Here is a 14783-nt window from a genome sequence, read left to right as displayed (position 1 = left end):
GACGCGTCAGGCGTCACGGGCGGAAAACCCCACGATCGCGCCCTCGGCCTGATCGGGATCGATCCAGATCGCCCGATCGCCCGACGCTTTCGGGTCAAAGCCGTTGCGCAGCAGAAACGCCCGGGTCGCCGCCAGGTCCGCCACGTGAAACCGCATCGCCGCCACCCAGTCGCGCCGGGGCGGGCTGACCCCGGGATGGATCTGCGCGAGTCCCCGCGCATCCGTCACCTCGATCACCCCGCGCGACAAGGCGAAGCGGTCGCATGCGCCCTCGCCAACCGGGTTCCGGTCCAGAATCCGCCCCAGCCGGGCGCCGGCGTCGTCACGATCCCCGGCGCAGACCAGCACCCCCGCCAGCCCGGTCACGCCGTTGGGCTGCGCGATCGCCTCGGCGCGCCACAGCGCGTCGGGGGTCAGATGCTCGATGCAGAACAGGTCCGCCTCGCGAAAGGCGCCGTCGGCGAGGGGCAGGATGTTGAAGGCGGCCGGCGCGACGCCGCCGCCGGCCAGCGGCACGTCGCGCCCGACCCGATGCGGGCCCGGGCCGCCGCCGCCGAGCCGCCGCCGCAGGACCTGCGCCATGGCCCCGGCATCAACGCAGCCCAGCGCGATCAGATGCAGCCCGGCATAGGCGTCAAGCAGGTCCCGCACGTGATCCGTGCGCAGGGTTTCGTCGGTGACGCCGAGGATTTCCAGATAGCCGTCCGAAAACATGGCGCAATGGTTGCCGGAGCCCAGCGGCTCCGCCGGGCCGCCATCATCGGGCTGACTGACATGCGAGCTTCGCGGCGACAGGTTGAACCCCATGCGCCGATAGGTCGCGAAGGCGCGGGCGAGGTCGGGGACCACCACCGCCACATGGTCGAGGGTCAGCGCCGGGCCGGTCATCGCGCCGCGTCCGGGGCCGCAAGCTCGGCCCCGTAAAGCGCCTGCAGCCGGTCCCGCACCGCCAGCCGGTCCACCTTGCCGGCGCCGTTCAGCGGCATTTCCGGCACGATCAGCACCCGGCGCGGATGGGCGTAGGCGGGGCCGTTTTCAAGGCAGTGGCGCTTGAGATCCTCGCCGCTGACCGCGTCGGGGGCGACCGGCATCGCCATCGCCACCGGAACCTGCCCCTTGATCGCGTGATCGAGCGCCACCACCGAGGCGTCGCTGACGCCGGGATGCGACAGCAGCAGGTTCTCCACCTCCTTGGGGTAGATGTTCTCGCCGCCGCAATTGAACATGTCGTCGGTGCGGCCGCGGAAATAGTAGAACCCATCGGCATCGAGGCTGAACAGGTCGCCGGTGGCCAGCCAGCCATCCACCAGACGCTTGCGGTTGACCTCCGGCAGGTTGAAATAGCCCGGCGTCACGCCGGGGTTGCGCACCCATAATTCGCCGAAATCCGGCGATTCGGCGCCGTTGGCGTCGATCAGCTTGATCTCGCCTTCGGGCCAGGCCACGCCGCAGCTGCCGAACGGGATGTCGCGGCCGTCGAGCGGCGAACCGATCATCACCGGCCCGCCCTCGGTCAGCCCGTAGCTTTCATGCACCGCGACGCCGAAAGCCTTTTCCACCGCGACCATCAGTTCTTCCTGCACCGGCGCGGAGCCGACGCTGAGGCCTTCGAGCGCGGAAAAATCCAGCGATTCGATCAGGTCGCCCTGCTGGAGCAGCAGAGTGTAGACGGCGGGCACCGCGCCCGCCTGCGTGCATTTGTACTCCGCGAGCGTGCGCAGGAACCGCCGGGGTTCGAAATCCGGCAGCAGCACCACCGAGCCGCCGCAATGCAGCATGGGCTTGATCGCGCCGGCCATGGCGTTCTTGTGATAGAGCGGCACCGCCGCCAGCGCCCGGGATCGCGCCTCGCCCGGCCAGTATTTCTGGCAGGCCCTGATCCACCACAACTGCCCGGCATGGGTCAGCACCACGCCTTTCGGGCGGCCGGTGGAGCCCGAGGTGTAGGGCTGGAACGACGGGTGATCGTCGGCGATCGCCGGCGGGTCGAAGGCGTCGGACGCCGCCGCCAGCGCCGCGTCGTAGCCGATCCAGCCCTCGGTTTCGTCGCCAAGGGTCAGGCGCACCCCCAGACCGGCGGCCTGCGCCACGCCCATGGCGGCGGGGTTGCAGGCGGGGTCGATCACCGCGCCCTTGCAGCCGGCGTCGCGGATGATGAAATCCAGCGCCTCGCCGCCCAGCTTGGTGTTGAGCGGCGTCGGCACGACGCCGGCGCGCATGGCCCCATACATGATTTCGACGAATTCGAAGCGGTTGCCGACGACCATGGCCATGCGGTCCCCGGGGGCCAGCCCCAGACCGGCGATCAGCGAGGCGAAGCGGTTCATGCGGCTGTCGATCTCGCCGTAGCTGAGGCTGCGCGGGGCGTCGCCGCACAGGTCGATCATCGCCACCCTGTCAGGGGCCTGCGCCACGGGCGCGTCGCACCAGTAGCCCATGTTGTTGTCTCGATTGGTCATCGCCGATCCTGCCTTTCCACTGCGCGTTTGGCGGCCTGCGCGCCGGCGATCTCGCCGCCGATGAAGCATTCCGCGATGTTCCCGCCCGACATGTAGAGAAACCCGAACGCGCTGCCGAGTTCGCCCGCCGCGTAGAGCCCGGCGATCGGCGCGCCGCGCACGCCGAGCACCCGCTGGCGCGGGTCGTGCACCGGCCCGCCCTGGGTGTTGTTCACCACCGGCCAGATCTGCGCCGCGTAGAACGGCGGCCGGCGGATGGGCGTCATGCTTCCGGCGGGGCGCGCGAAATCCGCGTCGCCGGGCATGGCGCACATCCGGTTCCAGCGGTTCAGCGTCGCCTCCAGCGCGCCCGGCGCGAGGCCGGTGATCGCCGCCAGTTCCCCCAGATCGTCGGCGCGGCGCAGAATGCCCAGCCCGACCTCGCGCAGGTTGTCGGGGCTCCAGTCGAAATCCATCCCGGCCTGATGATAGGCGGGGCGCCCGAACGCCATGCGCCGACGGCCGTCCTCGTCGGCGATCAGCCAGGCGGGAATGCGCGGAAAATCCTGGATCTGCGGATCGAAATGCGCGAAGGGCCGCGCCCCGGTGTCCTGAAGATAGGGGTCGTATTCATTCATGAACCGCCGCCCGGCCCGGTCCAGCAGGATCCAGGGCATCTTGACCTCCGGGCCCGGCGGGCGGCCCGGGACCCAGTCGGGGAACCGCTTGGTGCGGATCGCCAGCCGCTGCGCCGGGTCGGCGTGACGGAACCCGTAGGTCCCGTGATAGTGCCACATGTGCCAGAGATCGGCGCCCACGGATTGCGCCATCCTGATCCCGTCGCCGGTATTGCCGAGAAAGGCGGCGCTGCGCGCCGTGACGCCGTTCCAGTATTGCCGCTGCATGGCCTCGTCGGCCTCGAAACCGCCGCAGGCCAGCACCACGCCGCCCGTGGCGGCCAGGCGCAGCGCCCGCCCGCCGCGTTCGACGATCACCCCGTCGACGCGCCCCGGGACCGGGGCGGCCAGCGCCGTCGCCGGGGCGTTCAGGCGCAGTTCGACGCCGCGCCGGGTCAGCGCGGCCTCCAGCAGCCGGAACAGCCGGTGGCCATCCGCGCCGCCCCTGATCCCGGGGGGCGGCGGCGCCATGCGGGCCAGCGCGGTCACCGTGGCGAAACCGAAGGTGCGATGCCCGTCAAAGGGGTAATTGGCGTCGGCTTGCCGCAGCGCGACCTCGGCGCCGCACTCCCGCGCCAGGGCGCGCAGCCTGTCCGCCAGCCCCGCCATGCCCTGCGCCAGCGTTTCCAGCACGTCGTCAGGGGTCGCGCCGCGATTCGTCGCCTTCAGATAAGCGAAGGCCTGCCCGGCGTCCTCGGCGATGCGCAGCCCGCCGGCCGAGCAGATCGAGATCCCGCCCGCGTCCGGCATCTTTTCCACCACCAGCACCCGGGCGCCGGCGTCATGGGCGGCGATCGCCGCCATGGCGCCGGCATAGCCGCAGCCGACGACGATCACGTCCCATCGCTCGTCCCAGGCCGCGCCCACGCACCGCGCCCCTATGTCCAGCGGGTGAGGAATTCGCGCACCTCCGGGCCCCAGACCAGCGCGCCGGCCTTTTCGAACAGGTGGCCCTCGTCCTTGCTGATGCCGAAGGCGGGGTAGATCCGGGCCTTTGAATCGGGCTTTTCCCGGGCCACGATCTCGCCCAGTTCGCGCGTCGGCGCGGTGCTGTAATCGGTTTCCGATTGCAGGAAGAAGATCGGCCGGCCGATGCGCCGGGTCGCGGTTTTCATGGAGTCGCGCAGCTTGGGCGTGCGTTCCCAGTTCATCGCCGCGCCGGCGAATTCCACCGCGCAGGCGAACCGGTCGGTCCGGGAGGCGGCCAGCAAGGTGACCGTGCCGCCGAACGAGCTGCCCATCACCGCGATGCGCATCGGGTCGATCTCGGGCTGCGCGCCGACCCAGTCCAGCGCGGCGAGCACGTCGTCGCTTTCGCGCCCCAGCCGCGCCGCGAGCTGGTCGTCGTAGTCCGGGGTTCCAAAGGGCGCGGAGACCTCCTCCAGCCACGGCGCCCCCGGCGAGGATCCGTAGCCGGCGCGATGGGGCAGGAAGGACGCGAACCCCCAGCTGAGCAGCAGCGAGGCGGCGCCCGGCCGGCACAGATCGCTGCTGCCCTGGCTGATGGAGCTGCCGTGATTGGTGATCACGCAGGCGAAGGGCCCCGGCCCCGGCGGCAGATACAGGAACCCGGTCAGCAGCTTGTCGCCCGATCGGAACGTCACCTCGCGCGGGACGATGGGCGCCCCGGCGACCGAAACCGGCGCCAGCCCCGGGCGCGCCGCCTCGATCCGGGCGACATGGCGTTCGAACCGGTCGATCAGGCCGCCGATCTCGGCGCGGACATCGCCGAAATCGCCGCTCTCGGCGCGCGCCCGCATGTCGCGTTCATGCGCCGCCACATCGGCGAAGCGGCATTCCCAGGTGACGTCCGGCCCCTCGCCCTGCGCGCCGTGCTTGACGTGGATGGCGCCGATCGGCAGTCCGAGGCGGCGGCGCACCTCGCAGGCCTTGCGCCGCACCGCAAGAACCCTGTCCGCCATTCCGGGCTTGGCAAAGTAGTTCGTTCTTTCGACATACATGGCTTGGCGCCTTACTGTTGCAACGGGTGCATGAATTCACCGGGCTTGTGGCAGCGGACCTTGCGCCCGACGCCGATGTCGATCAGCGGCGGCATGGCCTTGCGGCAATGGTCGTCGGCGATCGGGCAGCGGGTGGAGAAAAAGCATCCCGGGGGCGGGTCGAGCGGGCTGGGGATCTCGCCGGTCAGCACATAGCGGCCGGTTTTCGCGCCGCGCCCGGGTTCCGGCGCGGCCGAGATCAGGCAGCGCGTATAGGGGTGCAGCGGGTCGTCGAACAGTTGGTCGTTGCCCGCCAGTTCGACGATCTGCCCCAGATACATCACCGCGACCCGGTCGGCGATGTGGCGCACCACGCCGAGGGAATGGGAAATGAACAGGATCGTCAGGTCGTAGTCGCGCCTGACGCCCGACAGCAGATTGAGGATCTGCGCCTGGATCGACACGTCGAGCGCCGACACCGCCTCGTCGCAGATCAGCAGCCGGGGCCGCGGGGCCAGGGCGCGGGCGATGCAGATGCGCTGGCGCTGGCCGCCGGAGAATTCATGCGGGTAGCGGTTCTGGCAGTCCGGGCTCAGCCCCACCTCGCCCAGCGCCTCGCCGACCCGCGCCGCGATGTCGCGTCTGGGGGTTTTCAGGTTGCGCAGCGGCTCGGCGACGATGTCGCCCACCTTCATGCGCGGGTTCAGCGACGAGAACGGATCCTGGAACACCACCTGCATGTCGCGACGGGCGGCGTCGAGGTCGGCCCGCGAGGCCGTCGCCATGTCCACGCCGTCGAACAGGATCCGCCCCTCGCTGGGGTCCAGCAGTTTCAGGATCAGCCGCCCGAGCGTGGACTTGCCGCAGCCGCTTTCGCCGACCAGCCCGAGGCATTCGCCCGACTCGATCGCCAGATCGATGTCGTTCAGCGCCGTCAGCGCGCGCCGCGCGCCGCCGAACGCCGCCGCCCTGACCCCGAAAACCTTGGTCAGCCCCTCGACGCGCACGATCGGTCCGGCGGGGGGGGCGCTCATGGCGTCGGCCCCGCGAACCAGCAGCGCACCCGCCGGCGATCGCCGCAGGGCTGCAGCTCCGGCATGCGGGCGCGGCATTTGGCCTGCACGCGCGGGCAGCGGTCATGGAACCGGCACCCTTGGGGATAGGCGGTCGCCGCCGGGGCGTTTCCGGGGATCGCCGGCAGTTCGGCGCGGCGCGCGCGCACCGAGGGGATCGACCGCATCAGCAGGCCGGAATACGGGTGCATCGGCGTCGCGAACAGGTCGTCCACGGGGGCCTCCTCGACGATCTGGCCGGCATACATGACGATCACCCGGTCGGTGATGTCGGCGACGACGCCGAAATCATGGGTGATCAGCAGGATCGACATGCCGCTGTCGCGCTGCAGCTGGCGCAGCAGGTCGAGGATCTGCGCCTGCACCGTCACGTCGAGCGCGGTGGTGGGTTCGTCGGCGATCAGCAGCCGCGGCGCGCAGGCCAGCGCGATGGCGATCATCACCCGCTGGCGCATGCCGCCCGACAACTGGTGGGGATAGTCGTTGAGCCGCGCGGCCGGGGCCGGGATGCCGACCTTGTCCAGCAAGTCCACGGCGCGGGCCTCGGCCGCGCGCCGGCTCAGGCCCAGATGCTCGCGCAGCACCTCGGCGATCTGCAGCCCGATCGTGAACACCGGGTTCAGGCTGGTCATGGGTTCCTGGAAGATCATCGAGATGTCGCGCCCGCGCACCGCCGTCATGTCGCGTTCCGGCTTCGCCGCCAGATCCGCGCCGTCAAACACCATGGCGCCGCGCTCGATGCGCCCCTGCGCGCCGAGCAGCCGGATGATCGAGAACGCGGTCACCGACTTGCCCGAGCCGCTTTCCCCGACCAGCCCGACGATCTCGCCCCGCCCCACGTCCAGCGACACCCCGTCCAGCACCCGCACGTCGCCGCGCAGGTTGCCGAAGGACACCGCCAGGTCGCGTATTTCCAGCAGCGGGTCGTTCATTTGCCGCCGCCCTTGGGGTCGAAGATGTCGCGCAGCCCGTCGCCCAGCAGGTTGAATCCGATGATGGTGATCCCCAGCGCGCAGCTGCTGAAGATCGCCAGATACGGATCGAGCCGCAGCGACACCAGCCCGTCGCGGATCATGCCGCCCCAGCTTGGCAGCGGTTCCTGCACGCCGATGCCCAGAAAGCTCAGCGTCGCCTCGGCGGTGATGATGAAGCCGACGCCGACCGAACCGCGCACGATCAGCGGCGCGACGATGTTGGGCAGGATGTGGCGCCACAGGATCAGCCAGGACGGCGTGCGGCTGACGATCGCCGCATCGACATACAATTCGTCGCGCACCGACAGCGCCAGCGAACGGGTCAGCCGCGCGATCCCCGGCCACCAGACCAGCGACAGCGCCACGATCACCGTCGACATCCCCGGCCCCATCACCGAAGCCACGAGGATCGCGAAGATCAGTTCCGGGAACGCGAAGATGACGTCGACCACCCGCATGATGACCGCGTCGAGCCAGCCGCCGTAATAGGCCGCGATCATGCCCAGCGCGATGCCGACGGTCATCGTCGCGGCCAGCACCGACAGCGCGATGATCAGCGTCACCCGCGCGCCCACGATCAGCCGGCTGAGGATGTCGCGGCCCAGTTCGTCGGCGCCCAGAAGGTGATCGCCCCCCGGCGCCGCCCAGACCGCGAGCAGATCGGTTTCCTTGTAGTCGATCGGCGCGAGCGCCCCGGACGCCAGCGCCACCAGCGCGATGGCCCCGACGATGGCGGCGCCGATCACCGCGTTGCGGCTGCGCCGGAATTTCAGCAGCCAGTCGCGGCGCGGCGGCGCGCCCGCGCCCGCGCCCGCCGGCGCCCCGCCGCTGTCGCCGATGACCGCCATTCAGGCGTCCCGCCCCAGCACGCGGATGCGCGGGTCGATCACCCCGTAAAGCAGGTCGATGCCGAGATTGATCAGCGAATAGATCACCGTGAACACCAGCACGATGGCGATGGTCACCGGGTAGTCGCGCGCGAAGATCGAATCGATCGCCAGCCGCCCGAGGCCGGGAATGTTGAAGATCGTCTCGACGACGAAGGTGCCGGTGATCATCACCCCGAAGATGATCCCCACCGTGGTCACCAGCGGCACCAGGACGTTGCGCAGCGCGTGGCGGTTGATCACCAGCCGTTCGCGCAGGCCCTTGGCGCGGGCGGTGCGGATATAGTCCTTTTCCAGCACCTCCAGCATGTAGGTCCGGCTCAGCCGCGCCAGATAGGCGATCGGGTGCAGCGACAGCAGCAGCACCGGCAGCACCGCCTGATCCCAGCTTCCCCATCCCGCCACCGGAAACCAGTCGAGCCGGATCGACAGCAGGTAGACCAGAAACGCGGCCATGGCGAAATTGGGGATCGAAATGCCGACCAGCAGCAGCAGCATGACCGAGGTGTCGGCCCAGCTGTTGTGGCGCAGCGCGGTGAAGATCCCCAGCGACACCCCGATCGGCGCCGAGATCAGGATCGCCAGCGACGCCAGCAGCGGGCTGATCCTGAGCCCCGGGGCGATGATTTCGGTCACCGGCACCCCGACGTATCTGTAGGACAGGCCCAGATCGCCAACGAACACGCCGCTGACATAGTTGACGAATTGCCGCCACAGCGGCAGGTCCAGACCGTATTGACGGCGCAGCGAGGCGGCCAGCGCCTCGTCGCTTGAACGGTCGTCGAGCATGATCAGCACCGGATCGCCCGGCGTCAGATGATTGGCGACGAAGGTCAGAAGAAGAACCGCGCCGAGGATCGGTATCAGGCCCAGAAGCCTCCTGACGGCGTAGATCAGCATTGCGCTTCTTCCCCTGTTTCGCGGCCAGCCTCCCCGATGGTCAGTTGATCGTCACGTCCCAGAAGGGCATGTAGCCCATGGGCGTCAGATGGACGTTCTTGACCGAAGGCTTGACGATGCCGACCTGCATGCGCACCGTCGTCGGGATGGTGCCGAAATCGTTGATCAGCACCCGATCGGCCTGATTGTAGAGCGCGAAGCGCGCCGCGTCGTCGGCGGTCTCCAGCGCCTGGTCGATCAGCGCGTCATAGGCGGGGTTGCTGTAGCGCACCCGGTTCCATTTGCTTTTGGAATAGTAGAGGTCGCGCAGGAAGGTCGCGGGATCGGCGTAATCCGCAGTCCAGCCCCAGGGGAAGAACGCCACCTGACCGCCGTTCATGTCCTTGATGTGGGTGCCGCGTTCGACCACCTTGACCGTCACGTCCATGCCGAGGGTCTTGTTGTAGTTGTTGGCGTAGAAGGCCAGCAGCGTCTTGTCCCGCGGCGTGCCCTGGATGGTGAGCGGCGGCAGGCCCTTGCCGTCGGGGAAGCCGGCCTCGGCCATCAGCGCGCGCGCGCGGTCCGGATCGTAGGGGATTTTCGGCGTGTCGGCGTCATAGCCCGGAAATTCCGGCGGGATCTGGCCGTAGGCGGGGAAGGCCGCGCCGCCGTAAAGCCCCTTGACCATGGCGTCCCGGTCGATGGAGATCGCCATCGCCTCGCGCACCCGGATGTCCTTGAACGGCGCGTAGAGGGTCTGGTTCATGCCCAGATAGGCCACCTGCGCGGCGGGCTTCTGGATCAGCTGGCCGTCAAAGCGCGGGTCCTTGATGGCGTTGCGGACCGAGGAGCGCGGCACCGAGACCAGGTCCAGCTCGTCGGCCTCGTACATGGATTGCGCGGTCTCGATGTTGGGCACCACCAGGAAGGACACGCCGTCGATGGTCGCCGCGCCCTGCCAGTAATCGTCATGGCGCGCGATGTTGACCGCGACGCCCCGATCCCATCCGGCGAACTTGAAGGGGCCGGTGCCGCCCGAGGCCTTCTGGGTCCAGTCGGCGCCCAGCTCGGCCTCGATGCCGCTGTCCACCACGAACAGCTCGTAAAGCGGAAACACCACGACGGGCTGCTTGAAGCGCACCTCGAAATTCAGATCGTCGATGATCTTGAACCCCGCCAGTTCGGTGGCGGCGCCGTCGAGCATGGCCTGCGCGCCGACGATGCGATCAAGGGAATCGACCATCAGGCCGCCCTTCTTTTCGGGCGTGAGCACCTGTTCGAAGGTCCATTTCACATCCGCCGAGGTCATCGTCCGGCCGGAATGGAACTTGACGCCCTCGCGCAGGGCGAAGCGGAACCCCTTGCCGTCGTCGAAGCCTTCCCACGACACCGCCAGCCCCGGCACGACGTTGCCGTCGACATCCAGCGTGGTCAGGGTTTCGTAGATGTTGGAGATGATCCGCCCCGAGATCAGTTCGGAATTCTGGATCGGGTTGAGCGTCTTGGCGTCGGCGCCGATATTGGTGCGCAAGGTTTTCGCGTCAATGCCGGTCGTCGACAGCGCCATGCCGGCGGCGAAGGCCAGCGCGCTGAAAAACAACGATGTCTTCCTGTGCATGATAAGTATTCCACCCCCTGTTGCGAAGCTCTGGAAAGCGGCGCTGCCGATAGCGCCGCCGATTCGAGACTTTGCTGCTGTTATGGCTCCCCCGCCGCCGCGAATTCAGATCGGCGATATGCGCGAGAACAGGCTTTTTTTTCGGCAGAATTACCGTAATCTGCGCTCAACTCGGCTTCAACCCGGCAATACGCTGGATATTCGGCGTAAAAAGTCAAAACGACGGAGTTTGACGCGCAGATGGACAAGATTGATCGGGATCTGATTCTGCTGCTGCAATCCAACGGGCGCGAACCGACCGCCTCGCTGGCGCGCAAGCTGAACCTGTCGCGGACCACGGTTCAGGAACGCATGACCAAGCTGGAGCGCAACGGCGCCATCGCCGGCTACATGGTCAAGCTCGGCGCCGGCGCGGGCGTCGACCGGCTGCGCGCGGTGGTGCGCATCACCACCAGCCCGAAGATGAGCAAGACCATCATCACCCATCTGAAGGCCATGCCCGAGGTCGAGGTCTGCTACGCGGTGTCCGGCGCCTATGACCTGATCGCGACGCTGGGCGCGGAAAACCCGTCGCACCTGCACCAACTGCTTGGGGAACTGGGGAAAATGCCCGGCGTGGAGCGCACCACATCCTCCATCGTGCTGGCCACGGAAATCGACCGGCGATCATAGGAAGGCAATCACTTGACCCAAGTCGCGAACCCGGCCCCCGCCCGCGGGGCCTATCTCGAAGACCTGACCTGGCCGGAGGCCCGGGACTGGATCGCCGGCGGCGCGCAGGTGGTCATCCCCATCGGCGCCCTGTCCAAGGAGCACGGCCACCACCTGCCCATGAACACCGATTTCCTGCTGGCCCGGGCGCTGGCGAAAGGCGTCGCCGACGCAATCCCGGCGCTGATCGCGCCGGTGGTCGGCTTCGGCTACTACCCGGCGTTTCGCAACTACCCCGGCAGCCAGCATCTGCGCGCCGAGACCTTCATGGCCCTGCTGCGCGACATCATCGAAGGGTTCATCGCGCAGGGCGCGCGAAAGATCGCCATCATCAACACCGGCGTCTCCACCGAAGGCCCGATCCAGATCGTCGCGCGCGAAATCCTCGCCGCGCATGGCGTGCGCCTGTCGGTGGCCGACATCCGCCGGCTGGGGGCCGCGACCGACGGCCTGTTCACCCAGAAGATCGGCGGCCATGCCGACGAGCACGAAACCTCGATCATCATGGCGATCAAGCCCGAGGCCGTGCGGCTCGACCGGGCGGTCGAGGATTACGGCAATCAGCTGACGCAGCCCGACACGGTTTTCTATCAGCCCAGCATTTTCAGGAACGACCCCGCTTCGGGCCCCGATCACAGCGCCCAAGGCGCCCGCGGCGACCCGACCCGCGCCAATCGCGAAAACGGCCAGGCGGCGCTGGCGGCGATGATCGACGACCTCGTCACCGGCCTGCGGCTGCTCGATCGCGCGCCATAGGCGGCGGCGTTGGCGCGTCAGCCCGCCCCCATGGCGTAGATGCACCGCCCCGTCGCCACCAGCCGGCGCTCGGCGTCGAACACCTCGATATCGGCGTGGCCGATGGTCCGGCCCTTGCGCAGCGCCCGGGCCACGACCCGAAGATCGCCGGCGGCGGGGCGCAGATAATCCGTGCGCAGATTGATCGTCGGCACGAAATGGCCAAGTCCGGTCGACAGCGCGTAGTCGCCGGCGATGTCGATGATCGACGCCACCACGCCGCCATGCACCTGCGGTCCGCGCGCGGACCGCGCCAAGGCGGGCTTGAACGGCAGCAGCATCTCGACGACCCCCGCTTCGGGATCGACAGCCAGCGCGCGCAGGCCCAGAACCGCCTGAAACGGCGACTGGCCAAGCGCGATCTGGATATCCTCGACGGTCTTCAGGGAAATCTCGACCATCCGCAGCCCCCGCCAATGACGTTCGGGAAAATCAGGCGATCGGTAGCACCGGCGCGGCAAAGCGTCAATGAACGCGGCCGGAGGGGTGGGGGCTGCGCATGCGGCGCTGATTGATTCGGATGGTCCGGGTGGGGAATGGTGGAGCCAAGGGGGGTCGAACCCCTGACCTCTTGCATGCCATGCAAGCGCTCTCCCAACTGAGCTATGGCCCCATTTCCAGTCGCCGGATCCGCGGTGCGGGGACCTTGCCCCGCGTCTCTCCGGCTGAGACGCTGTGTATGCAGAGGCGCGGGGAGTATCAAGCGAAAAATTCGCCCTTTTCCGCGTGGTCGCGCCAGACGCCGCGCGCCCGGCCGATGCGCCGCGATCGTCGCGCGCCAACCGGGCGCGCGGGCCGACAGCAGGCGCGGCGGGCGCGGCGGCGGTCAGGTGTCCTCGTCGTCTCCGGCGGGCTTCTTGATGGCGATCGGCGCGTCCCCGTCATCATCGTCATCGACGAGCAGCGTGTCGTCGGCGACCTTCAGATCGGCCTCGACATCCTCGTCATCGTCGATCAGCTTCGCGTCTTCGACCTCGGCGACCGCCACGGGCGCGGCCTTGGCCTTGCGGCGCGGCGGCGCCGGCGCGAAGATCTTGCGCGCGCTCAGCGCCGAAAGCTTGTGGCTTTCGCCGCAGGCGGGACATACGGTCGGGTCGTTGTTCAGGTCGTAGAAACGCGCCGAGCAACTCGGGCACACGCGTTTGACGCCCCATTCAGCCTTGGCCATCGAGACCCCCATTTCGTCCGGATCCGCGCGCGGCGGCGCCGGAGATCATCAAAGTTGCGAACGCGCCTGCTGACACATGTTCGCGAGGCTGTCAAACGCAAACCGGCGCCGCGGCGCCCTGCGCCTGGCGCGCGCGCGCGGATCCCGCGCGGATCCTGCGCGGGCCGCCCGCTGCGCCGGCGCGGAAACTTGTTTGTGCACTTGCAAAAAAATCTTGTGTGCAGCGCGACAAGCGCCTAGCTTCGCCGTAAATGGAATATGAACGAATGTGGATTATCGTTAACGCCGGATCGAACACGGCGCGAAACGCGGGGCCGACTTCATGCTGTACTACGCCTATGAACTCACGCACGCCGCCATCTCGCCCATGCGCGCGGCGGCGCAGATGGGTCAGCGGGCGCTGCGCAACCCGATGAACCCGATGTCCATGACCTATCAGGCCCGCGCGACCGCGGCGGCGTTCGAGATGTTCGTGAACGCCACGCGGCGCTACGGCAAGCCGGATTTCGGCATCGACGCGGTGGAGATCGACGGCCGATCCCACGCGGTGACCGAGGAGGTCGCGCGCACCCGCCCGTTCTGCGATCTGCGGCATTTCCGGCGTGAAGGCGTGGCCGAGGGCGCGCAGCCCAAGGTGCTGATCATCGCCCCCATGTCCGGCCATTTCGCCACCCTGCTGCGCGGCACCGTGCAAAAGATGCTGATCGGCCATGACGTCTACATCACCGACTGGACCGATGCGCGCAACGTGCCGCTGACCGAAGGGCGCTTCGACCTCGACGACTACGTGGACTATCTGATTGATTTCTGCCGGTTTCTGGGCGAGGGCGGCGAGCGGCCCGCGGTGCTTGCGGTGTGTCAGCCGGGCGTGCCGATGCTGGTCGCCGCGTCGATGATGGCCGAGGATGCGGATCCCTGCCGCCCGGCCTCGGTCACGCTGATGGGCTCGCCCATCGACACCACGCGCAATCCCAAGCAGCCCAACGAACTGGCGACGCAGCGCCCGCTGAGCTGGTTCGAGAAAAACGTCGTGGTCACCGTGCCCTACCCGAACATGGGGTTCATGCGCCGGGTCTATCCGGGTTTCCTGCAGCTCTCGGGCTTCATGGCGATGAATCTCGACCGCCATGTGGACGCGCATGTGAACCAGTTTCGCCACCTGATCAAGGGCGACGGCGATTCCGCCGCCGCGCATCGCAGCTTCTACGACGAATACCTCGCGGTGATGGATCTGACCGCCGATTTCTACCTCCAGACCATCGAGCGGGTGTTCCAGAAACACCTGCTGGCCGAGGGCAGATACCTGTATCGCGGCGACCGGCCGGCGCGCCCCGAATGCATCGCCGACATCGCGCTGATGACCGTCGAGGGCGAGAAGGACGACATCACCGGGCTGGGCCAGACCCGCGCCGCCCATGACCTGTGCGTCAACCTGCCTGCGGCCATGAAGCTGCATCACGAACAGGAAAAGGTCGGGCATTACGGGGTGTTCAACGGATCGCGCTGGCGCCAGAACATCCAGCCGAAGGTGCAGGCCTTCATCCAGGCGCATCGCGCGCCGGTCGCCGCGCCCGTCGCCGCGCCGGCGGCGAACGTCACCCCGATCCGGGCCGCCGAATGAGC

At 68.4% G+C, this 14783-nt stretch carries 14 protein-coding genes and 1 tRNA gene; 3 read left to right on the top strand and 12 right to left on the bottom strand.

Features of this window, described 5'->3' with window-relative positions; all coding sequences use genetic code 11:
• Positions 1–6: 6 nt before the first annotated feature.
• Genes AC1HC7_RS08505 through AC1HC7_RS08465 form a run of 9 tightly spaced genes read right to left on the bottom strand, consistent with a single transcriptional unit; the run spans position 7 to position 10486 of the window.
• Positions 7–888: a VOC family protein gene (locus tag AC1HC7_RS08505; RefSeq protein WP_479497123.1), complete on the bottom strand. Its 882-nt coding sequence runs from the start codon at positions 886–888 to the stop codon at positions 7–9.
• Positions 885–2459 (bottom strand): class I adenylate-forming enzyme family protein, encoded by a 1575-nt coding sequence (locus tag AC1HC7_RS08500; protein ID WP_479497122.1) that lies wholly within the window; start codon positions 2457–2459, stop codon positions 885–887. Before AC1HC7_RS08500 ends, AC1HC7_RS08505 begins: the two co-directional genes overlap by 4 nt.
• Positions 2456–3982 carry an FAD-dependent oxidoreductase gene (locus tag AC1HC7_RS08495; RefSeq protein ID WP_479497121.1) on the bottom strand — a complete coding sequence of 509 codons (1527 nt, stop codon included), beginning with the start codon at positions 3980–3982 and terminating at the stop codon, positions 2456–2458. The genes AC1HC7_RS08500 and AC1HC7_RS08495 overlap by 4 nt, the downstream gene beginning before the upstream one ends.
• A gap of 11 nt (positions 3983–3993) precedes the next feature.
• The gene (locus AC1HC7_RS08490) at positions 3994–5076 is read right to left on the bottom strand and encodes an alpha/beta hydrolase family protein (protein ID WP_479497120.1); all 1083 of its coding nucleotides are present in this window, start codon (positions 5074–5076) and stop codon (positions 3994–3996) included.
• Between the two features lie 11 nt (positions 5077–5087).
• A complete protein-coding gene (locus tag AC1HC7_RS08485) occupies positions 5088–6089 on the bottom strand; it encodes an ABC transporter ATP-binding protein (protein WP_479497119.1) in 1002 nt (333 codons plus the stop codon).
• Positions 6086–7060, bottom strand: a complete 975-nt coding sequence (locus AC1HC7_RS08480) for an ABC transporter ATP-binding protein (RefSeq protein ID WP_479497118.1) — start codon at positions 7058–7060, stop codon at positions 6086–6088. Before AC1HC7_RS08480 ends, AC1HC7_RS08485 begins: the two co-directional genes overlap by 4 nt.
• Positions 7057–7950: an ABC transporter permease gene (locus AC1HC7_RS08475; RefSeq protein ID WP_479497117.1), complete on the bottom strand. Its 894-nt coding sequence runs from the start codon at positions 7948–7950 to the stop codon at positions 7057–7059. The genes AC1HC7_RS08480 and AC1HC7_RS08475 overlap by 4 nt, the downstream gene beginning before the upstream one ends.
• On the bottom strand, positions 7951–8889 hold the full coding sequence (locus tag AC1HC7_RS08470; protein ID WP_479497116.1) for an ABC transporter permease: 939 nt from the start codon (positions 8887–8889) through the stop codon (positions 7951–7953).
• 40 nt (positions 8890–8929) lie between these two features.
• Positions 8930–10486, bottom strand: a complete 1557-nt coding sequence (locus AC1HC7_RS08465; protein ID WP_479497115.1) for an ABC transporter substrate-binding protein — start codon at positions 10484–10486, stop codon at positions 8930–8932.
• A 240-nt stretch (positions 10487–10726) separates the two neighbouring features.
• Between AC1HC7_RS08465 and AC1HC7_RS08460 the strand changes: the two genes are divergently transcribed.
• Positions 10727–11158 (top strand): Lrp/AsnC family transcriptional regulator, encoded by a 432-nt coding sequence (locus AC1HC7_RS08460; protein ID WP_479497114.1) that lies wholly within the window; start codon positions 10727–10729, stop codon positions 11156–11158.
• 12 nt (positions 11159–11170) lie between these two features.
• Positions 11171–11953, top strand: a complete 783-nt coding sequence (locus tag AC1HC7_RS08455) for a creatininase family protein (RefSeq protein WP_479497113.1) — start codon at positions 11171–11173, stop codon at positions 11951–11953.
• A gap of 17 nt (positions 11954–11970) precedes the next feature.
• Here AC1HC7_RS08455 and AC1HC7_RS08450 read toward each other — a convergent pair whose 3' ends face one another.
• From AC1HC7_RS08450 to AC1HC7_RS08440, 3 genes are all read right to left on the bottom strand, one after another.
• Positions 11971–12393 carry a PaaI family thioesterase gene (locus tag AC1HC7_RS08450; protein WP_479497112.1) on the bottom strand — a complete coding sequence of 141 codons (423 nt, stop codon included), beginning with the start codon at positions 12391–12393 and terminating at the stop codon, positions 11971–11973.
• Positions 12394–12529: 136 nt separating this feature from the next.
• Positions 12530–12605: transfer RNA gene (locus AC1HC7_RS08445), tRNA-Ala, on the bottom strand.
• Positions 12606–12818: 213 nt separating this feature from the next.
• Positions 12819–13160, bottom strand: coding sequence for a TIGR02300 family protein (locus AC1HC7_RS08440; RefSeq protein ID WP_479497111.1), 342 nt, complete (start codon positions 13158–13160; stop codon positions 12819–12821).
• Between the two features lie 322 nt (positions 13161–13482).
• Between AC1HC7_RS08440 and AC1HC7_RS08435 the strand changes: the two genes are divergently transcribed.
• Positions 13483–14781 (top strand): polyhydroxyalkanoate depolymerase, encoded by a 1299-nt coding sequence (locus AC1HC7_RS08435; protein ID WP_479497110.1) that lies wholly within the window; start codon positions 13483–13485, stop codon positions 14779–14781.
• The last annotated feature ends 2 nt before the right edge of the window (positions 14782–14783 follow it).

The organism is Oceanicella sp. (assembly GCF_056449545.1).
The sequence above is the reverse complement of the archived record's forward strand: the minus strand, read 5'-3'. Positions and strand labels throughout refer to the sequence as shown.